This window comes from Mycobacterium sp. ABE4_509 (genome assembly GCF_056160785.1).
In genome coordinates this window covers 1-20,211 of sequence record NZ_JBSWXU010000018.1, presented here as the reverse complement: position 1 = coordinate 20,211, position 20,211 = coordinate 1, and the positions used below count along the sequence as shown (strand labels likewise).

17 protein-coding genes and 1 pseudogene are annotated in these 20,211 nt (G+C 69.4%); 2 read left to right on the top strand and 16 right to left on the bottom strand.

Annotation, left to right across the window (positions count from 1 at the left end; all coding sequences use genetic code 11):
• Nucleotides 1-42 precede the first annotated feature (42 nt).
• Genes ACXAID_RS06400 through ACXAID_RS06375 form a run of 6 tightly spaced genes read right to left on the bottom strand, consistent with a single transcriptional unit; the run spans nucleotide 43 to nucleotide 5,956 of the window.
• Nucleotides 43-1,389, bottom strand: a complete 1,347-nt coding sequence (locus tag ACXAID_RS06400) for an MCE family protein (RefSeq protein WP_475021350.1) — start codon at nucleotides 1,387-1,389, stop codon at nucleotides 43-45.
• An 11-nt stretch (nucleotides 1,390-1,400) separates the two neighbouring features.
• Nucleotides 1,401-2,249, bottom strand: coding sequence for an ABC transporter permease (locus ACXAID_RS06395; RefSeq protein ID WP_475021349.1), 849 nt, complete (start codon nucleotides 2,247-2,249; stop codon nucleotides 1,401-1,403).
• The gene (locus ACXAID_RS06390) at nucleotides 2,246-3,013 is read right to left on the bottom strand and encodes an MlaE family ABC transporter permease (protein ID WP_475021348.1); all 768 of its coding nucleotides are present in this window, start codon (nucleotides 3,011-3,013) and stop codon (nucleotides 2,246-2,248) included. The genes ACXAID_RS06395 and ACXAID_RS06390 overlap by 4 nt, the downstream gene beginning before the upstream one ends.
• Nucleotides 3,010-4,503 (bottom strand): acyl-CoA synthetase, encoded by a 1,494-nt coding sequence (locus ACXAID_RS06385; RefSeq protein WP_475021347.1) that lies wholly within the window; start codon nucleotides 4,501-4,503, stop codon nucleotides 3,010-3,012. The genes ACXAID_RS06390 and ACXAID_RS06385 overlap by 4 nt, the downstream gene beginning before the upstream one ends.
• The gene (locus tag ACXAID_RS06380) at nucleotides 4,500-4,715 is read right to left on the bottom strand and encodes a ferredoxin (RefSeq protein WP_475021346.1); all 216 of its coding nucleotides are present in this window, start codon (nucleotides 4,713-4,715) and stop codon (nucleotides 4,500-4,502) included. Before ACXAID_RS06380 ends, ACXAID_RS06385 begins: the two co-directional genes overlap by 4 nt.
• A complete protein-coding gene (locus ACXAID_RS06375) occupies nucleotides 4,712-5,956 on the bottom strand; it encodes a cytochrome P450 (RefSeq protein ID WP_475021345.1) in 1,245 nt (414 codons plus the stop codon). The genes ACXAID_RS06380 and ACXAID_RS06375 overlap by 4 nt, the downstream gene beginning before the upstream one ends.
• 148 nt (nucleotides 5,957-6,104) lie before the next feature.
• On the opposite strand from ACXAID_RS06375, the gene ACXAID_RS06370 reads away from it, so the two are divergent.
• On the top strand, nucleotides 6,105-6,755 hold the full coding sequence (locus ACXAID_RS06370) for a TetR/AcrR family transcriptional regulator (protein WP_475021344.1): 651 nt from the start codon (nucleotides 6,105-6,107) through the stop codon (nucleotides 6,753-6,755).
• Nucleotides 6,756-6,760: 5 nt separating this feature from the next.
• Here the strand turns inward: ACXAID_RS06370 and ACXAID_RS06365 are convergent.
• Nucleotides 6,761-8,660 (bottom strand): annotated as a pseudogene (locus ACXAID_RS06365) (fumarylacetoacetate hydrolase family protein).
• 155 nt (nucleotides 8,661-8,815) lie between these two features.
• On the opposite strand from ACXAID_RS06365, the gene ACXAID_RS06360 reads away from it, so the two are divergent.
• On the top strand, nucleotides 8,816-10,237 hold the full coding sequence (locus tag ACXAID_RS06360) for an amidohydrolase family protein (RefSeq protein WP_475021343.1): 1,422 nt from the start codon (nucleotides 8,816-8,818) through the stop codon (nucleotides 10,235-10,237).
• 34 nt (nucleotides 10,238-10,271) lie between these two features.
• Here the strand turns inward: ACXAID_RS06360 and ACXAID_RS06355 are convergent, their stop codons facing one another.
• The 9 genes from ACXAID_RS06355 to ACXAID_RS06315 form a co-directional block, all read right to left on the bottom strand.
• The gene (locus ACXAID_RS06355; protein WP_475021342.1) at nucleotides 10,272-11,669 is read right to left on the bottom strand and encodes an NADH-quinone oxidoreductase subunit N; all 1,398 of its coding nucleotides are present in this window, start codon (nucleotides 11,667-11,669) and stop codon (nucleotides 10,272-10,274) included.
• Nucleotides 11,670-11,672: 3 nt separating this feature from the next.
• Nucleotides 11,673-13,163 carry a complex I subunit 4 family protein gene (locus ACXAID_RS06350; protein WP_475021341.1) on the bottom strand — a complete coding sequence of 497 codons (1,491 nt, stop codon included), beginning with the start codon at nucleotides 13,161-13,163 and terminating at the stop codon, nucleotides 11,673-11,675.
• A gap of 1 nt (nucleotide 13,164) precedes the next feature.
• On the bottom strand, nucleotides 13,165-15,027 hold the full coding sequence (locus ACXAID_RS06345) for a proton-conducting transporter transmembrane domain-containing protein (RefSeq protein WP_475021386.1): 1,863 nt from the start codon (nucleotides 15,025-15,027) through the stop codon (nucleotides 13,165-13,167).
• Between the two features lie 8 nt (nucleotides 15,028-15,035).
• On the bottom strand, nucleotides 15,036-15,338 hold the full coding sequence (locus tag ACXAID_RS06340; protein ID WP_475021340.1) for an NADH-quinone oxidoreductase subunit NuoK: 303 nt from the start codon (nucleotides 15,336-15,338) through the stop codon (nucleotides 15,036-15,038).
• Nucleotides 15,335-15,898, bottom strand: a complete 564-nt coding sequence (locus tag ACXAID_RS06335) for an NADH-quinone oxidoreductase subunit J (RefSeq protein ID WP_475021385.1) — start codon at nucleotides 15,896-15,898, stop codon at nucleotides 15,335-15,337. The genes ACXAID_RS06340 and ACXAID_RS06335 overlap by 4 nt, the downstream gene beginning before the upstream one ends.
• 2 nt (nucleotides 15,899-15,900) lie before the next feature.
• Nucleotides 15,901-16,830, bottom strand: a complete 930-nt coding sequence (locus tag ACXAID_RS06330; protein ID WP_475021339.1) for a complex I subunit 1 family protein — start codon at nucleotides 16,828-16,830, stop codon at nucleotides 15,901-15,903.
• The gene (locus ACXAID_RS06325) at nucleotides 16,823-17,932 is read right to left on the bottom strand and encodes a hypothetical protein (protein ID WP_475021338.1); all 1,110 of its coding nucleotides are present in this window, start codon (nucleotides 17,930-17,932) and stop codon (nucleotides 16,823-16,825) included. The genes ACXAID_RS06330 and ACXAID_RS06325 overlap by 8 nt, the downstream gene beginning before the upstream one ends.
• Nucleotides 17,923-18,267 carry an NADH-quinone oxidoreductase subunit A gene (locus ACXAID_RS06320; protein ID WP_475021337.1) on the bottom strand — a complete coding sequence of 115 codons (345 nt, stop codon included), beginning with the start codon at nucleotides 18,265-18,267 and terminating at the stop codon, nucleotides 17,923-17,925. The genes ACXAID_RS06325 and ACXAID_RS06320 overlap by 10 nt, the downstream gene beginning before the upstream one ends.
• 163 nt (nucleotides 18,268-18,430) lie before the next feature.
• On the bottom strand, nucleotides 18,431-20,211 hold a 1,781-nt coding region (locus tag ACXAID_RS06315; RefSeq protein WP_475021336.1), incomplete at its 5' end, for a hypothetical protein.

The following is a 20,211-nucleotide window of genomic DNA, read 5'->3' as shown; positions in this document are numbered from 1 at the left end:
GGGGTTTCCTCGTTTCAGCGAAAGGTCTGCTGGCGCTGGGTTTCACGGCGCTGGAACGGGTGGGGGCGCCGGCGGTATGCCCGGCCACAGCGGGGTGCCGCCGGGACCGTAGAGCGGCGCCCCGTAGGCGGGCGCGCCCGGGTAGGGCACCGGGCCGATCGCCGGGCCGGGCAGGCACTGGCGGATACTCGGTGGTTCCGGTACCGCACGGGTGACCGGGAAGTAGTTGGCCCAGCACGGGTTCCCGATGCCAGGGTTTGGCCGGACGTCGAGGCCGGTTCCCCAACCGGTGTTCGTGATCAGCTGGCGCACCGGGAAGTTCTTCGAGGCGTCGGGCAGCGATCCGCAGCTCGGTTGCCCACCCGGGCCTCCCTTGGCGGCGACGACGGGCAGGTTCTGCGGATACCGGTACGGGTCGTCACCGAACAACAGCGTGGCGTCGAGGACGACCGAACGGCCGTTGCCGCCGAGGTTCTGGCGGCCACCGTTGTCGAGCACCCACGTCGACCCCTGCAGCAGACAGGTGTAGGTCGGGTCGTACTTCCTGAGCAGTTCGGTGGTCGGCTCGGCGGTGTTGACCGCCCGGACCAGGTCTGCCGCGCTGTCGGCCAGCAGTGCGTTTCCGGTGCTGGCCAGTCCGGTGGTGGCCAGCAGCAGGGCGTCGAGGTCGGAGGCCCGTTCGGCGACGGTCGTGCCCGTGGTGACGACCGCGGCCAGCATCCGAACGATATCCGGCGCCGCGTCGGAATACGTTGCGCTGAATCCCTGCAGCGCATTCCAGTCGGCACGCACGACCTCGGCACGGTCGTTGACGACGGTCAGCACCTGGTCTGCGGCGGTGGTGGCCTCGCCGATGCGCGGACCGAGTCCCCGTACCCCCTCGGCGAGCGCGCTCAGCACGGCGTTGAGTTTCGGCGGGTCGATGCGGTCGAGCACCGCGAGGACGTTCTGGAACACCGTGTTGACCTCGGTGCTGACGTTGCGTGCGTGCAGCACGGCACCGGCGCGCACATGTTCGGCGCTGGGGCGCTCGGGGTAGACGAGGTCCACGTACTTGGCACCGAAGGCGGTGGTCGCCCGGATCTGTGCCTGCACATTGCCGGGGATGAAGCGCACCTGATCGGGATAGAGGTCCAGCTCCAGGCTCACCTGCTCGCCGCCCCCGCGCACACCCGCCACCCGGCCGACGGCGATGCCTCGCATCTTGACCTTCGCGCCTGATTCCATCACCAGACCGGAGCGGTCCGAGGTGAGGGTGACCCGAACGAAGTCGCGGAAGGTGCCGGCGAACGACGCCGTCGACACCCCGACGAAGACCACGACGACCACGACGGTGATCACCGTCCACCACAGCGGGTGGATCGCCCGCTCGCCGCGTCGCGGCCGCACCGTCTCCACCGCTACCCCGACAGGTTGAAATTGCCGGACTGGCCGTAGACGGCCAGCGTGACGAACATGCAGACGAACGTGGCGATGATCAGCGAGGTGCGGACAGCCCGGCCCACGGCGGCACCCACGCCGGCCGGTCCGCCGGATGCGGTGAATCCGTAGTAGGTGTGCACGAGCATGATCAGGATCGCCATCACCACCGCCTGCACGAACGACCAGATCAGGTCGACCGGGTTGAGGAAGGTGGTGAAGTAGTGGTCGTAGACCCCCGAGGACTGGCCGTAGACCACGGTGGTACCGAATCGCGCTGCCAGAAAGGACATCAGCACCGCCACGCAGTACAGCGGGCCGACCACGATGACGCCGGCCAGCACGCGTGTCGATGCCAGGTAGGCGACCGACCGGACCCCGATGACCTCGAGCGCGTCGATCTCCTCGTTGATCCGCATCGCCCCGATCTGAGCGGTCGCGCCCGCTCCGATCGTGGCCGCCAGCCCGATGGCGGCCACCAGCGGCGCGATCAACCGCACGTTGAAGTACGCCGAGGCGAAACCGGTCAGCGCCTCGACCCCGACCTCGGCGAACTGGTTGTAGCCCTGGACGGCGATCACCGCACCACTGGACAATGTCAGGAACCCGACGATCACCACGGTGCCGCCGATGATCGCCAGCGCCCCGGTGCCCAGGCTCATCGTGGCGATCAGCCGCATCAGCTCGATCCGGTAGTGCAGCACGGCATCGGTGAGGGCCCGCAGGGTCGCTGCGTAGAACCGGCTCTGCTCGCCCACGCGTTCCAGCCCGTCGAGCCACCGGCGGCCGACCCGGCGCAACGTGGGATAGGGCGTCCGGGCGACGGTCACAGGGTGACCTCGATACCGATCGCGCTGACCACGATGTTGATCGCGAACAGTGCCATGAACGTGTAGACGACGGTTTCGTTGACCGCGTTGCCGACCCCGGCGGGCCCCCCGCCGACGTGCACCCCCTTGTAGCAGGCGATCAGTCCGGCGGTCAGACCGAACAGCGCAGCCTTGACGAAGGCGAGGACGACGTCGGCGATACCGGTGATCAGCGTGATGCCGGAGGCGAACGCCCCGGGCGTGACGTGCTGGACGAACACCGAGAACAGGAAGCTCCCGGCGATCCCGACCAGGATCACCACCGCCGAGAGCAGCGTGGCGACGAACGCGGCGGCGAGCACCCTGGGCACGACCAGCGACTGAACCGGGTTGATCCCCATCACCCGAAGCGCGTCGAGCTCTTCGCGGATCGTGCGGGCGCCGAGGTCCGCGCACATGGCGGTGGCCCCGGCACCTGCGACAACCAGAACGGTGACGATCGGCCCGATCTGGGTGACCGTCCCGTAGGCGGCTCCGGTTCCGGAGAAGTCGGCCGCCCCGAACTCGACCAGCAGGATGTTGAAGGTGAACACCACCATCACGCAGAACGGGATGGTCAGCAGCAGGGTGGGGGCTATCGACACCTTGGCCACGAACCACGACTGCAGCAGGAACTCGCGGAATGCGAAGGGGCGACGTGGAATCAGCGCGAACACTTCGAAGGCCATCTGGACGAAGCCGCCCAGCCCGCGCAGCGGGACCAGGACGGTTCGGGCGGCGTTCATCGCGGACTCCCGGACACGAGCTGGTCGCGCAGTGTCCGCTTGAGCACTTTGCCGGTGGCGTTCTTGGGCAGGTCGGTCAGCGTCACGAAACGGCGCGGCAGCTTGTACCCGGCCAGTAGTGTCCGGCAGTGGTCCAGCAACGCCGGCTCGTCGGCCGGTTCACCGTCCCCGACGATCACCGCGCAGACCACCTCGCCCCAGTCCCGGTCGGGCACCCCGATCACCGCGGCCTCCCGGACGCCCGGGTGCCGCAGCAGAACTTCCTCGACCTCGCGCGGGTAGACGTTGCTCCCTCCGGAGATGATGACGTCCTTGGTGCGGTCGGTCAGGAACAGGTAGCCGTGCTCGTCGAGGTGGCCGACGTCGCCGGTGCGCAGCCAGCCGTCGACGACGGTCGCCGCGGTGGCCTCGGGATTGCGCCAGTACCCGGCCATCACGACGTCGCCGCGCACACACACCTCGCCGGAGACCCACGGCGGCGCCGGCCGCCCCGCGGCGTCGGTGATCATCACCTCGACACCGGTGAACGGTCTGCCGGTCGACAGGGCCCGCCCGGCCGCCAGGGAATCGTCGGCGCGCATCACGGTGATGGTCATCGGCGACTCACCCTGCCCGTAGACCTGGGTGACGATGGGCCCGAACAGTGCTCGTGCGGCGTCCAGATCCGCTGCATAGAGCGGTGATCCACCGACCGCCATACCGGTCAGGCTGGACAGGTCGCGGCCCTCGGCGTTGCCGTGATCGGTCAGCCGTTTGAGCATGGTGGGCGCCAGGAAGGTAGCGTGGGTGATGCGGTGGGCTTCGATCGCCGCGAAGTAGGACGCCGGGTCGAACCGGGGCGCATCGGAGATGATGTTGGTGGCCCCCCGTGCGAGCGCGGGGATCAGGTACATCCCGCTGCCGTGGCTCAGCGGTGCGGCGTGCAGGAACCTCGCCCCGTCGACGACCTCGACGACGTTGTCGACGTCGCAGAGGTAGTTCATGGTCATCGCGGCCAGGTTGCGGTGGCTGAGCACCGCGCCCTTGGGGCGTCCGGTGGTGCCCGAGGTGTAGAAGAGCCAGGCCGGCTCGGCACCGTCGACGGCCGCCGGGCGGGTGGTCGCGGCAGTGGCGGGTTCGAGCAGGCCCGGGTCGACGGCCCGGGGCTCGTCGGCGCGGATTGCGGCGTTGGCCGTGACGACCATCGCCGCTGCGCTGTCGGCGATCACATGCTCGAGTTCGGCGCGGCCCAGTTGCCAGTGCACCGGTACCGCGACGAATCCGCCCCAGAAGCACGCGAACAGAATCTCGATGAACTCCGGTCCGTTGGGGAGGTGGATCACCACGCGGTCCCCCGGCCGTACGCCGCGCGCCGTCAGCGTGGCGGCGGTTCCGCTGACCCGTTCGGTGAGTTCGCGGTAACTACAATGCCGGTCACCGAACCGCCAGGCGACCCGGTCGGGGGTGCGGCCGGCGGCCGAGACGATGAACTGGGCGATGTTGATGCTCATGCCGATGGCTCGTCGCCGGGTTCGACGTCGATGGCGGCGACCGGACAGCTCTGGGCTGCGGCCTGCACTTCCCTGTCCTGGCCGTCCGGGGTCGGATCCAGCAGGGTCACCCACCCGTCAGGGGTCGCTCCGAAGACGCGGGGGGCTGCGCGCCGGCACGCGCCGCTGGCCATGCAGGTCTCGGCGCGCACGCTGACACGAAGTGCGCTCACAGCCGCACCGGCCGGGTGACCCAGCCCCGGGAGGAGATGTTCAGGGTGCGGCGCACCGGGGGCTCGCTGCCCTCTGCGATGTCGGGGAAGGCGCGGAACACCTTCTCGAAGAAGACCTGCCCCTCCAGTCGGGCCAACGGCGCCCCGACGCAGAAGTGGATGCCGTGGAAGAACGACAGGTGCGGGTTCGGCGAGCGGGTGATGTCGAATGCTCCGGCGTTCTCGAACGCCCTGGGGTCGCGGTTGGCCCCCGCCAGGCACAGCAGCACCGTCGATCCTGCTTCCAGGTGATGGCCGTTGATCTCGGTGTCGCGGGCGACCTTGCGACCTGTCATGTGCAGCGGGGTGTCGTAGCGCAGCAGTTCCTCGACAGCGGTGGGCACCAGGCCGGGATCGGCTGCCACCGCACGCCTTGCGTCGGGATGGTCGAACAGCAGGGTCATCCCGTTGCCGATGAGGTTGGTCGTGGTCTCGTTGCCGGCGACCAGCAGCAGCGCGACCTGCGAGAGCATTTCGGCGTCGTCGAGGTGGCCGCCGTCGATGGTCTCGGTGGCGATCATGTGCGAGATCAGGTCATCGGCCGGGTCTTCGCGGCGCTCCCGGATCAGCCCGGCCAGATAGTCGAACAGCTCCAGGGTGGTCCGGATCGCGGCGTCGCGGCGTTCGCCGAACACCATCGGGTCGAAGGTCGACGCGTATCCCATGGACCATTCCCGGAACTTGGGCCAGACATCCTGGGGCACACCGAGGATGGTGGCGATCACCGCGACCGGGATCTCGGCGGCCGGTCCGGGCATCAGGTCGATCTCCTGGCCCGGTGAGTACTTGCCCAGCACCTCGTCGGTGACCCGTTCGACCGCCGCCCGCCAGCCGCGGACGGCGTCCGGGGTGAACGCGTGCCGGAAGGTGGAGCGAATCCTGGTGTGGCGCGGCGGATCGGCGAACATGAACAGCTGGCTGGCCGTGGCGGCGTAGCGGCGATGCTCGGGATCCTCGGGATCGTGGATCCCCGGTGCGGTGGTGGCGAAGATGTCGCTGGAGAACGTTCTCGGTTCGCTGCCGATCTGCCGGCAGTCGGCGTATCGGCTGAGGATGTGGCCGCCGATCAGATCGCAACGGTGGATTCCGTCGCCCAGCTCACGGAGCTCGTCGTAGAGCGGAAACGGGTCACTGGCCGTGCCGCCGAACAACTCTCCGAGGATCTCGTCGGCTGTCCGGTCGCCGGCTTGCACGCCTGCCATGGCTCTCCTGAGGTCGGGAATGGAACGTCTGCACAGTATCGACACCACACCGAGCAAAATCAACGTTTTGTCGAAAAAAGTCGCTGTCTCGTCAGCAGTGATCGGCACCACGGCGACACCGCGTGGCTTCAAGAGATAGGCTCGGGTCGTGGCCAAGAGCAAGCAACCAACACCGCCGGCCCGCCGGAAGTTCGATCCGGGAGCTCCACGCAAGGGCGACCGGCGCCGCGAACTGCTGCTCGACAGCGCCGAAGAGCTGCTGGGCGAAGTCACCGCCGAGGCACTGACCCTCGACGACGTCGCGGCCCGCGCCGGGCTGTCCCGATCCGGGGTGTACTTCTATTTCGACAACAAATGGGCCCTGGTGGACGCCCTGATCGACCTGCGGTCGGAGGAGCTCACGCTACGCGCGCTGCGCGATGTCGACGACAAGCCGATACCCGATCTGATGGCGCAGTTCATCGACGCGTGCCTGTGGTCCTGGCAGAACCATCGCGCCGTCTTCTGCGCGGCCGTCGAGCGCGGCTCACACGGCGGCAACGCGACCGCCAACTGGCGTTCGGTCATGGATGCGTGCCTGGACGCCATGGTGCCCAAGCTGACCGACGACGAGGCCGCCGACACCGCCGCCGAGGGCGATGCCCGGGCCGCGTGTGAAATGGCCGCCTGGATGGTCGAACGCAACTTCTTCATGCTGTTCTCCCGCGAACACGAACCCGCCGAGGAGAAGGAACTCGCCGACAATCTCGTCGAGGCGTCCATGCGCATTCTCGGGATCCCCAGGAAACGGAAGCGCTGACCGGGTCACGAGGTCGCGCGCGAGAGCTCCCACTCGGCCATCCCGGTGAACAGCTCGACGACCGACTGCTCGGCGGTATCCGGCTGCCGGTGCCGGTAGGTCTGGTACGCCGTGACGACGACCCGGTCGGCGTCGGGCAGCGTCGCGAACGGCCCGAGGTCGACTTCCCACGCCGCCTGCTTCCACTCCTTGCCTTCCGCCATGGCGGCACTGAGCTGACCGTCCACGTGCACGAGATAGTCACGCACGGCGTGGATTCCCTCTACGCCGGTCACCGGCCCGTGCCCCGGCACGACGATGTCGGGCTGCCAGCCGATCATGACATCGCAGGCGGTGATCCAGTTCTCGATCGGTCCGGCCCACATGATCGGCGTGCCGCCGATGAACAGCAGGTCCCCGGCGAACAGCACCCGGCGGTCGGGTACCCACACCACGACATCTCCGTCGGTGTGGGCAGGTCCGAGCTTGATCATGTCGACCCGTCGGCCGTCCAGATCGAGACTCACCGAGCCCTCCACGTCGGTATCCGGATCGCGTAGCTGTATTCCGGTGAAGTCGAAGGCCCCGAATCGCTTCTGGACGTAGGGGGTCAGCACTGGCCCCAGGTCCATTTTCGACATCGTGGCGAGCATCTCCGGCGGCGCCTCGTGCATCTCGTGGGCGACCTCCGAGGCGGCGTGGATGCGGGTCTCTGCCGGCAGCAGCTGGTTGCCGTAGCAGTGGTCTCCGTTGGCGTGGGTGTTGACTGCATCGGTGAGTGGGCTCTCGGCGATGATCGGGGCCATCGCGTCGAGCATCTCGCCGGTGAGGTTCAGGTCGAACAGGGTGTCCACCAGCAGCGTTCGCGCTCCGCCGCGGATCAGGCCGGCGTTGCTCCAGCCGAAGCTGCCGTCCGGGCCCAGCCACGCCCAGGTGTCGGCGCAGAGTTCGTGCAGCCCCTTCGTGAACGGCACCATCTCAGAACCCCGACTTCAGCGGGTGGAAGGTGCCGGTCGAGGCCAGCACCTCCTGGCGGGTGGAGCCGAGTGCGTTGCTGGCCAGCGACACCACGTCACCGGGGTTGAGCCAGCCGGTGAATGTCGCCGGGTCACCGGTGTCGATGTGCTCCATCAGGCACCCGCCGGGCACGGTGCCCGAGCCGATGACGTCGCCGGGCCGAAGGTCCACTCCGCGTGACACGTAGGCGATGATGTCGCCGAACGACCAATCCATCTGGTCCAGCGACCCTTTGGTGATCTCCCGCCCGTTGACGCTGGCGCTGAGGTCGAAGGCCAGTCGCCCGTCGACCCGATACGGTTCGAGCTCGTCGATCGTCACCAGTGCCGGCCCCAGGGTTACGGACATGTCCTTGGACTTGCCCTGTCCGATGGCCAGCTGCATCTCGTGAAGTTGAGCGTTGCGGTTGCTCCAGTCGCAGTACAGCGTGAACCCGGCGATGTGGCTCTCGCCGTCCTCGGGTGCGATGTCGCGGCCCGGCTTCCCGATCACCGCGCCGACCTCGAGTTCGAAATCGAACCAGCGGCAGCCGGTCGGGATCTCGATCGGGTCATAGGGACCGGCGATGGCGCCGGCGTTCCCGAAGTAGAACGCCGGGATCTGCGTCCAGGCCGGAGCCAGGTCGGTGCTCATGCCTACCCCGCGCAGCGCGGCCCGGAGATGGTCGAGGAAGCCCAACGCATCCCGCAGGGACGGGGGCTCCGGGATCGGAGCGTGCAGCCGGGTCCCGGCGAGCGGGCGCACCTCGGCCGGTGAACGGGTGGCCGACTCACCGGCCTCGCGCATCGCGTCGGGCCCTGCCGCCAGCAGCTCGACCAGGCTCACGCCGGCGGCAAGACCCCGCACGGTGTCGCCGTCGAGCAGGCCGACGCGATCTGCACCGTCGGATTCATATGTCACCCATCGCATTAACGGCCCACTTTCCTCGCTGACGCGGCCCGGGACCGGGCGCTCACCGTCCACAATCCCCGACTCCACCACTACTAGTCAACAGATTGTCGAAAATATTCGCTAACGTGTCTGTACAGTCCGGGGGATATCCGGCACGAGCATGGAGGTCGACGATGAACGGCACGAGAACACTGCTGCGCGGCGGCCATGTCTTGTCGATGGACCCCGCCATCGGCGTGCTCAGCACCGGCGACGTGCTGATCGACGGCGACCGCATCGCCGCGGTCGCCCCCCGGCTCGACGTCGACGCCGAGATCATCGACGTCACCGGCCAGATCGTGATGCCGGGCATGATCGACACCCACCGGCACACCTGGCAGACCCAGCTACGCGGAATCGCCGGCGACTGGACGCTGACCGACTACCTGTTCGGCATCCGCTTCGGGATCAGCCCGCACTACACCCCCGAGGACGTCCATCTGGGCAACAAGCTCGGTGCGCTCGACGGGCTCGCCGGCGGGGTGACCACCATCCTGGACTTCTCCCACTGCATCAACACCCCCGACCATGCCGATGCCGCCGTGGCGGGGCTGCGCTCGGCGGGAGGGCGGGCCGTGTTCGGGTACGGTTTCTTCGACAGCAGCCCCGGAGCCCCGGCGTATTTCACCGATCACGCGCAACGCCTGGCCGACTTCGAGCGGGTCGCCAACACCCACTTCCCGTCGCAGGACGCTCTGGTCACCCTCGGCGCCTCGTTGAACGAGTACGGCCTGGTGCCGTTGGCGCAGACCCGAGCAGAGATCGACGCCGCCCGCGAACACGGCGGGCTGGTGGTGGCGCACCTCGGTGCGACGTGGTCGGTGCCGTCGGGTTTCGGCACCGTCGCCGCGGCCGAACTGTTCGGGCCCGACCAGGTGCAGGTGCACTGCAACACGTTGTCGGACAGCGATTTCAGCGTTCTCGCCGACCTGGGCGTCAAGATGTCGATCTCGCCGGAGACCGAACTCAACATGGGGATGGGCCGGCCCGTGTTCGCCCAATGTGAGCGCCACGGCATCAAACCCACACTGTCCTGCGACGTCATCTCCCTCAACAGCGGCGACCTGATCACCCAGATGCGCCTCGGTCTGGGCTTCAAACGCTGGGCCGACACCGAGGCCACGAACCTGAGCGGGTCCGACCCCGCGGTGCTGTCCACCACCGCACTGCAGGCCATCGAATGGTGCACGATCAATGCCGCAGAGGCGATCGGACGCGCGGACACACTGGGCTCGATCACGCCCGGCAAGCAGGCCGACCTGGTGGTGATCGGCGGTGACTCGGTGCGCCAGCGCCCGGTGCACGACCCCGCGGCCACCGTCGTCTTCCACACCACACCCGAGGACATCGCCGCCGTCTATGTCGCCGGGCGCTGCGTGAAGCGCGGAGCCCACCTGCTCGGCCATGACATGGCCAAGCTGGCCACAGAGGCCGGGGAGTCCGCGGCCCGGATCCTGGCGCGGGTCGCCCCGACCATCCCGCAACTCCCGGGCACCCCCGAGGTCGGGTTCGCCGCACTGGCCGGGCTGTTGGAAGCCAACCTCGCGACGACCTGAGCACGCGCCGGCCTGCAGTGGCCAGGCCGAGCGGTCAGCCGGCCGCTGCCAGGACCGCCCACAGGCTTCCGGCGGCGATCCCGAGCAGCACGCTCAACGCTGCCATCGCGACCGCGACCACGCTGGAGAACCGTTGCGGTGAGGACATCTTCGGTGTCGATCCACCGGCCGCCTGGAACGTGGGCACGATCCAGCGCAGGTAGTAGAACAAACTGATCAACGTGTTGACGAAGACCGCGACGGTCAGCCACGGCGCACCGGCCTCCCACGCCGCGCTGGCCGTGGTCAACTTGCCGACGAACACCGCCGTCGGCGGTGTCCCGAGCAGCCCGAGCAGCCCGACCACCAGTGCTCCCGACAGCCACGGTTGGGTCCGGGCCATTCCCCGGTAGTCCGACAACCGGCGGGCCTGCGGCAGCGCCGTGGTCACCGCGAACACCGCGATATTGGTCACCGTGTAGCCGGCCAGGTAGAACAGCAGCGACGGAACTGCCAGATCGCTGGCACCCACCGCAGCCACCGGCACCAACAGGAAACCGACCTGGCTGACCGTGGACCATCCCAGCAGCCGGCGCGGGTCCTGCTGCCAGAAGGCGGCCAGGTTTCCCAGCGTCATTCCGGCCACCGCGAGCAGACCCACCAGCAGCGGCCACGCCACGTCGTCGGGCAGCGCGACAACCAGCCGATAGAGCGCCACCACTGCGCCGATCTTGGGCACCGTGGTCAGATACATCGCCGCGTATCCGGTTGTGCCCTGGGCTGCGTCGGGCACCCAGAAGTGCAGTGGAACGGCTCCGGCCTTGAACAGCAGACCCGCCAGCACCCCGATCACTCCCGCCCCGACGACCGCCCCCGACGCGCCGGGCAGCTGCACCGCCAGATCGGCATAGCGGGTCGCCGCGGCCATCGCGTAGAGCACGGCGATGCCCAGCAGCAGCAGGATGCCGGCCAGCGCACCCAGCAGGTAGGTCTTCATCACGGCTTCGGCACTGCGCGCCGAACCGGCCATTCCGATCAGGGCGTACAGCGGGATGCTGGCCAGCAGATAGCCCGTCGCCAGCACCAGCAGATCGTCGGCACCGCAGAGCACCAGCACACCGGCGGTGGTACACAACAGCAGCGCGTACACCTCGCTCTCCCGGGCACTTCCGCCGATCTCCTCCGCCGCGACCGCCACCACCAGCGCGGTCGCCAGCGGCACCAGGATCCGGGCCAGACCCGTGATGGTGTCCACGGCGAACGCTCCCCCGAACGCCGCCGTGTCGGCGCCGCCCATGGCGGCCCCTCCCGCAACGGCCGCACCCGCCAGCGCCGCCACGGCCAGCACCCGGGTCCACCACAGCCGGCGCCGGGGCAGGAAGGAACCGGTGATCAACACCAGCAGGGCGGCGCCGAACACCAGGGCTTCGGGCAGCATCAGCAGTGGTCGCACACCTCACCGCCCGACGAGCTCGACGACGGCACCGGCCGCGGGCTCGATCAGCGCGAGCAACGGCCCCGGTATCAGACCGATCGCCACCGACAGCAACAGGAGCACCACCACCGGAACGGTTTCACTGGTCCGCAGGTCGGTGAAGTCCTCGATCCCGTCCCCGGCAGGTCCGGTGAAGATCCGCTGATAGGCACGCAGGAACAGGGCCGCGGTGATCAGGATCCCCGGCAGCGCGACTGCGGTGACCGGTGCTGCCGCGATGCTTCCGGCGAATATCTGGAATTCGGCGATGAATCCGGAGAAGCCGGGCAGGCCCAGTGAGGCGAAGGCGCCGACGGCGAACAGGGCGGCCAACTTCGGGGCCTTGCCCGCCAGCCCGCCGTAGCCGCCGAGATCGTAGCTGCCGCCCCGGTCGTAGAGGACACCGGTCAGCAGGAACAGCGCCCCGGTGATCAACCCGTGGCTGACCATCTGGGTGACCGCACCGGTGACCGCCACCGAACGAGCCTCTGCGGTGTCCCCGGCGATCAGCCCGGCCACACCGACTGCCATCACGATGTAGCCCATGTGGTTGACCGAGGTGTAGGCGATCATGCGTTTGAGGTTCTGTTGGGCCAACGCCACCAGAGCCCCGTAGAGCACCGAGACCACACCCACCGCGACGATCACCCACGCCCAGTCCCGCCAGGCCTGCGGCAACATCGGCATCGCGATGCGCACAAAGCCGTAGGTTCCCATCTTCAGCAGCACCCCGGCCAGAACCGCCGAGCCGATCGCCGGTGCGTCGGTGTGCGCGGGCGGCAACCAGGTGTGGAACGGGAAGGTCGGCGTCTTGACTGCCAGCCCCAACAGGATCGCGGCCAGCACCAGCCCTCCGGCCAGCGGGCTGCCCGCCAGCGGCGTCGCGGCGATCAGTTCGACCATGTCGAACGTGTGCGGGTCGGCGGCGATGTAGAGCCCGATGAAACCGACCAGCAGGGCCAGTGACCCGAGGAAGGTGTAGAGGAAGAACTTCATCGCCGAGCGGCCGGCGTCGCCGTGCCCCCAGCCGGCGATGACGAAATACATCGCCACGATCGACAGATCGAAGAAGACGAAGAACAGGATCAGATCCGCGGAGGCGAACAGGCCGAAGCTCACACACTGCAGGAACAGGAACAGCGCGGCCTCGGTGCGGCTGCGGTCGGTGCGACGCAGCGCGAAGATCGCGCAGGCCAGGAACACCACCGCGGTCAGCAGCATCAGTGGCAGCGACAATCCGTCGACACCGAGGTGGTAGCTGCTGTTCACCCCGGGAATCCACGGGACCTGTTCCTCGAAGGCCAGCGCACCGGGCGGCGGCGAGTCGTACCCGATCCACAACGCCAGCGTCAGAAGCATTTCCACGGCGGCGACGGCCACCCAGATCCACCGGGCCGCCGCATCGCCGAGCCGCGGCACCCCGACCAGCAGCGCCGCGGCGGCCAGTGGGACGAAGACGATCAGGCTCAGCATGTCATCTCACCATCACCAGAAGTAGGGCGCCGAACATGAGCAGCACGACGGCCAGGGCGTAGTACTGGTAGAGCTGACCGCTCTGGGGTCGGCGGGCCGCGTCACCGAGCCGGCGGACTCCTGCGGCCAGCGCCTCGACGCCGCCGTCGACGACCCGCACATCGAGCCGGTGGGTCCGTTCGGCCACCCGCACCGCGCCGGCTGCCAGCTCATCGACACCGCGATCGAGGACACGGTCGTCGAATCGCGCCAGCGCGGTGGCCAGCGCCTCGGCGGGCCGCACCACCGCGACCTGCGTCGCGCGCTCCAGCCCCAGCCATGCTGCCGCCCAACGGGGCTCGAGCACCCCGAACCGCAGCACCGCCAACACCACCGCCAGAGCCAAGGCCGCCGAGACCGTCCACTCCACGACCCCCGCATGCGGGGTGGCGCCGCCGTCGAGCAACCGGCCCAGCCAGGGACCGACAGGGGGCAGCGCCAACAGGCCGGCCGTAGCCGCACCGACAGCCAGTATCACCAGAGGAGCCTGTTCGACCATCGTCAGGCGCGCCGACGACCGTGGCGCTTCCTCCAGCGCCGCGCCGTCGGCCGAGGTGGGCTCGCCAAGCCAGATCACCACCAGGATCTTCGCGGCGTAGGCGGCCGACAGAGCCGCCGCGAGCAGACCCACGCCGTAGAACCACGCCGACCGCTCCAGTGCCGCGGCGAGCACCGCGTCCTTGGTCGCCCACAGCGACAGCGGTGCGACACCGGCCAACGCAAGTGCAGCCACCGTGGCTGTCGTGCCGACCACCGGCCAGCGCCGCCCCACCCCGCGCAGCACCTCGAACTGCTTGCTCCCCACCAGGGTCAGCCACGCCCCCGCCGCGAGGAACAACCCCGCCTTGGTGAAGGCGTGCGCGATCAGCTGCGCCGCCCCACCGCTGACGGTGGCAAGCCCGGCGGCCATCACCACGAAGCCCAGCTGCGCCGAGGTCGACGCGGCGAGCAACTGCTTGAGATCACGCTGGGCCACCGCTACGGCGCCGAGCAGCACGGCGGTCGCCGCCCCGCACACCACCGCGACCGTATCGGCCCACCCGGTGGCCGCCAGCAAGTCGGCGGTACGCAAGAGCAGGTAGGCACCCATCGCGACCATCGCCGCCGAGTGCAACAGCGCGCTCACCGGACTCGGCCCGTGCATCGCCCGGGACAGCCAGAACGAGAACGGCAGCTGGGCCGCCTTCCCGAGGGCCGCGACCAGCACGCCCAGCGCCAGGACGTGGCGCCAGCCGGGGGTCGAGTCGCTGAAGTCGTCCAGTCCGAGGCCGGCACCTCCGGCCAGAGCGGCGCCGGCAGCCAGGTAGAGGCCCAGGTCGGCGGTGCGGGTGGTGGTGAACGCGGTCAGCCCGGCCGACATCCGCGATGCGTCACGCCACCCGAACCCGATCAGCGCATAGGACGCCGCGCCCATAACCTCCCAGGCCAGCAACAGCGAGGGCATGGTCGACGCGCTGGCGGTCAACATCGCCGCCGACGCGAACACCAGCATCCAGCCGTGGAAACGCCCACCCGTGAGGGTGGCGTCGGTGCTGGCGTAGAGCAGCACCAGCAGCGTCACCGCTGCCACGGCCGGCAACACCACCGCGGACAGCGCGTCGACCTGCAGTCCGAAGTCGGCGCCGGCAACAAACGGCACGCCGGTCTCGGGGCGGGCGCCGGCCACCCAGAACGCCAGGGCCAGCGCCACAGTCGAGACCCCGACCGACACCACCGCCGCGCCCCGGCCCAGATCCCGTCCCCACACCGCACCGAGCAGCAGCGCGATCCCGGCCACGGCCGGAACAAGGATCAGACCCCACAGCGCCCAGTGCGTCGTCATCATCGCTGCGATCACCCGGACAGATCTGTTGCCATATCGGTCATGTCGGCCTGCTTGTCACGATGCAGCAGCGTCGCCACCGCGAAGCCCATCGCCATCTCGACCGTCATGGCGGCGATCACCACGAGCAACAGCACCTGCCCGGACGCCAGGGGTGCGAGAAACCACCAGAATGCCGCGGCCGCCAGGATCACCGCGTTGATCATCAGCTCCAGGCCCATCATGACCATGACGACGACCTGCTGGGAGATGGCACCGTACAGGCCGACCGAGAAGATCGCGGCCGCCACCACGAGAACCGCCTGCAACGTCATCGGCCGACTCCTCCGGGTTGCGGATCGCGGCCCGGCCGACGGTCGAGGTCGTCACCGAACCGGTCGTAGCGGGTGCGGCGTGAGGCCAGCACCACTCCGGCGACGATGGTGGCCACCATCACCGGACTGATGACGATCATCACCAGCATGTCCGCGCCCATCAGCGCCTCCCCCAGTGCCGCCGTCACATCGGGCGCCGGAGCGCCGCGCCGCGACGGCCAGTCGGCCAGCAGAATGCCCGCCGACAGCAGCAGAAAGGTTCCGACGGCGATCACCAGTGAGAGCCGTTTTCCGTGCACCATGCTCATCGGCATCAGCGCCGGGTTCATCCCCATGAACATGACCATGTAGACGGCCATCACCGCCATCTCCATGACCATCATCAGGATGACGATGACCCCGATGTAGTTCTGCTGCAGAAGCAGCACCGCGACGCCGACCGCTACGAACGACGCGGCGAGCGCATAGGTGGCGCGGGCCATCGAGTCGACCCAGAACACCGCGGCCCCGCCGGCCACCGCCACCACCGCGGTGACCCAGAAGACGATATCGGTGAGCACGTTCAACCCCTCCACACCGCGACGACGGCGACCACCAGGTCCTGCAGCATCACTGCCGGCAGCAGCACCAGCCAGCCCACCTCCATGAACTTGTCCGGCCGCAGCGTCGGAATCCGCTGTTTGATCCAGATCAACACCGACAGCACGGCAACGGTTTTCACGATCGTCCACAACCAGTCCGGAAGCACCGGCCCCGCACCGCCACCCAGGAACATCGGCACGGCGAACGCGGCACCGGCCGCGAGCAGGGCGTAGCGACCTCCCTCGAACAACAGCCGGTCGGCACCGGACAACTCCGCGGTGACACCTCCGGCGATGTCGGCAGCACGCGCCGCACGGAACGGTCCCGATACCGAAAACGCCACGACCCCAATGCAGTACACCAGGAATGCGACAGGCATCCACACCACGAACCACAGATCCTGTTGAGCGGCGGCGACCGCGCCGAGGTTCAGACTCTCGGCGGCGATGGCCGGCGCCACCAGGGCGAACATGAGCGGAAGTTCGTAACCCAGCGCCTGGGCCAGGAATCGGTAGCCGCCGATGAGGGGATGCACGGAGTTGGCGCCCCAGCCGACCAGCCACACCAGGGCCCACACCATGACGTCCATCGCGTTGAACCACACGACGCCGACGTCGAGGTCGAACAGGGTCCAGCGCCCCAGCGGAACCACGACGATCATCAGCAGCGCCGCGGCGAGCATGCCGGTGACCCCGACCCGGAAGAGCAAGGTGTCGGCCGCCAGCGTGCCGCGCCTGCGTTGCCGCACAAGGCGGGCGGCCTCGGCCCACGGTGCCACCAGGAACGTCTGGGCAGGCTTTCCAGGCGTCTTCAGCACCGCGTTCAGGCCGGCGGCGTAGCAGGCGAGCGCGGCCAGCAGCCCGGCCGCCAACAGCGACCACACCCCGGGCACCACCACCGGCTCAGCCATGGCGGCCTGCGTCCGCCCGGGCGGCGACGTCGAGACCGAGGCTGGCGATCACCAGGCGGGCCGCAGCCACATCCAGACCGGCGACCAGCGACGGCAAGCCCGCGAGACTGCCCGAACCGACGGTGTCCGGGTCGATACCGTTGCCGATGAGCTGGATTCGCCGCAGCAACCGGTCGTAGGCATCCCCGGCCCACCCCACCGGCTGGCCACGATGGTGCAGGTCGTTCTCGGAGAGCGCACCCAGACCGCGCAACGACCACCTCAGCATGCGGCCCCGCCGCACGGCACGTTCGAGGTCGTCGAGCAGTGGCCTCACCTGCCCTGGTTCGGCGCCGGAGAGCAATGCGTCGCGCGCCCGGCGTGCCCGTTCGGCCTCGCGCGGAACGCCGGCCAGGGCCAGCAGGTCACGCAGGTGGTCGCACTGCCTGGCTGCAGCCACACCGGGCGCATCTGACACCGGCAGGTGCCCGGGCTCCAGCCATGAGGCGTCGGCGTCGGCGATGAGGTCGCCGTGCAGGGTGCAGTGCAGCACCAGGCCGCCCGGCCAGTACGGCAGGATCGGGCCCAAACGGACGCGCAGCACGTCCATCTCGAGGCCGTCGCGGTCGTCGGCGCCCTCGGCGAGGGGGATACCGGCGGGCGCCATGTCCATGTCGCCGTGGTCCATACCCTCGTGACCCCCGTGGTCCATACCCTCATGGCCCCCGTGGTCCATACCCTCATGGCCCCCGATGTCTGCCGGCGGCAGCGCCGGCTGGGCCGGTCGCCGCCGGGCGTCCTCGCGCTGACGGCCGGTGTCGCGCAACCCGGCCGCAGCGTCGTCGAGCGTGGTGGGCACCTCGGAATCAGCCCGCACCGCTATCCGGACACGGGGACCAGGCAACTGATCCCACACCAGATCCACTGCTTCGGCCACACCGGGCCCGGGTTCCCCGCACACCGCCAACACGTCGGCATCGGCCGGCGAGGAAGCCGTCGGCCAACCGCGCCTGGCCAATTCATGCTCGAGGTGCGCCCGTAGCCGCCACTGCCCCGGCACTTCGACGGGAAGCACATGTGGGCGCCACGCGGCGAGTTTCACCGCCAGATCCGCTACACCCACCGCAGCGCGCCCTCTCGCCACGCCCACACGACCGCCACCAGAAGCGCCCCGAGGAACACGAACATCTCGACGATCGCCGACGCGCCCAGCTTCGCGACGACCACCGACCACGGATACATGAACAGCATCTCGACGTCGAACGCCAGAAACACCAGAGTGGCCGCGTACCAGCGCACGTGGTAGCGCGACAGCGCGTGTTCCTGCGGCAGCCAACCAGACTGGAACGGTGCGCCGACCACCACGCCCGGCGAGCCCGTGATGATGCGGTTGGCGCCGTAGACGACCGCGACCGAAGCCAGCCAGATGGCCAACATCCACGCGACCGCCACGTACACGAAACGCTTCCCCTGCCTCGACGCTCCTGGTGCTCCCCCTCGCAAGGGGCCGGTTCAGATCCGGCCATCATGCCATCGCTGAAGGGTGCCGACAGCTCCTATCACCGATGTTTCCCCGAACTCGGAGTTCACACGTGCCCCCGCCGAACGACGCCGAGCTGTGCTACCGCCCCCGTTTGCCGAAGACCCGGCACGCGGTGGCCGGGCAGTCGAACAACTTGGTGAACTCACCGGGATCGTCCCGCACCACCTGCTCGGCCACCGTGTCCATACCGACGACCACCAACCCGACATCGTCGGCGCGGATCAGCCGCTCGATGTCGTCGGCCCCCGCATCATCGGGGATTCGGGCGGCCGCCGTGGCCAGGTCGTAGGGCCACACCCGGTAGGGCAGTTCGACGGTTCCGTCGAACAGCGCGATCTCCCCGGGACGCATCGACTCCACAGCGTCGATGAATTGCCCCGGCGGGCCGGCCGCGCCCACCGCACGGCGCCGCTGCTCGTCGGTCATCTCCAGGTAGGCGCGCAGCGGCGGACCTTCGCCGTGCAGGCCGGGGTAGGCGGCGACGAGATTCTGCGCCGCACCGGCGGCGATGAGCCAGAACACCGTGACGTGCAGCCAGGCCCGGGTGCGCAGCAGCTCGGTCGCGGGCACCGCCGCGGCCAGCGCCAGCCCGGCGAACGCCAGCACGAAGCGCGCCACCGCGGGTTCGGGTGTCGCCAGCGTCGCGGCGACGATGAGCACCACCCCCACCGCCGCCCATCCGCCGAACCGTCGCGCCAGCCCGACGGCGGCGACCGGGATCGCCACCAGCACCAGCACACCGAGCCCGCCGACGCGCATGTCGAAGGCGGGCACCTGCGGCCAGAGCACCGACCACGACCCCAGCACCCGTTCGGCGAGGTTGCCATGGGTGCGTGGCGCGGCGGCTCCCGCGGCCAGCAGATCGGCCACCGCGTACTCGCCCGGCAGCTGCACCGGGCCGATGTCGAGCTGTACCGGCCACACCGGGTTGCCATGGCGAACAATGTTTCTCACGTATGACTCGGCGCCCAGCACGAACGCCAGCAGGCCGGCGACCGGGACCAGACGACCCAGGCCGGCCCGTACCGCGACGAGGGTCAGCGCAGCGAAGAGCAACACGACAGCCACCGGCGCGGTGGGTTTGGATCCCAGGAACAGCCCGAGCGCGACCGCCGCGAACATCAGCCGGACCCGGTCGGCCGGCCCCAGCAGGAAAGCGATGGCGCACAAGGCCAGCGCCGCCGCGGCGACGTCGACGTAGTTCGTCGGCAGCTGCAGGAACACCGCGGGCAGCGTCAGCCACGCCGCGCCGGCCGCCAGCGCGGCGTCGGACCGGGCACCGAGACGGCCCGCGATGACCGCGATGGCCAGGGCACCGAGCAGGCCGAACGGCAGCTGGCCGAGATCCACCAGGGTGTCGTCGGGAAGCATTGCCCGCCAGGCGATGAAGATGTTCTCGACAAGCTTCGGGTACGTCGACAGATACGGCACGTCGGCGGGGACATCGGCCAGGGTGCCGTGCTGCAGTGCGAAGTTGACGTAGGGTAGGTGGTATCCCAGCGCATCCCACTGCCACACCGGCAGCAGGTAGGCCGCCGCGGTGGCGAGCGCCACCGCCACCGCCGCGACCACCAGCACCGGGGCCGTGGCGATGCCCACCGGCCGGCGCTGGGGAACCGGCAGCCCGACCCCGCGAACGACCACCGCGACGGCCACGGTGCCGGCGACCACGACCGCCGCCCCGGCCAGCACCGGTGTCGTCAGCGCATCCGCGGCGCCCAGGATCCGTACGCCGACGGCCACGATCGCCACCCCGGCGACCGATCCGGCCAACAGACGTTCCGCGACCGATGCCGTGGTGCGCGGCATGGCCAGTGCGGCCAGGCTCCACGTCGCCGCCGCGGCCACCGCCGCCATGG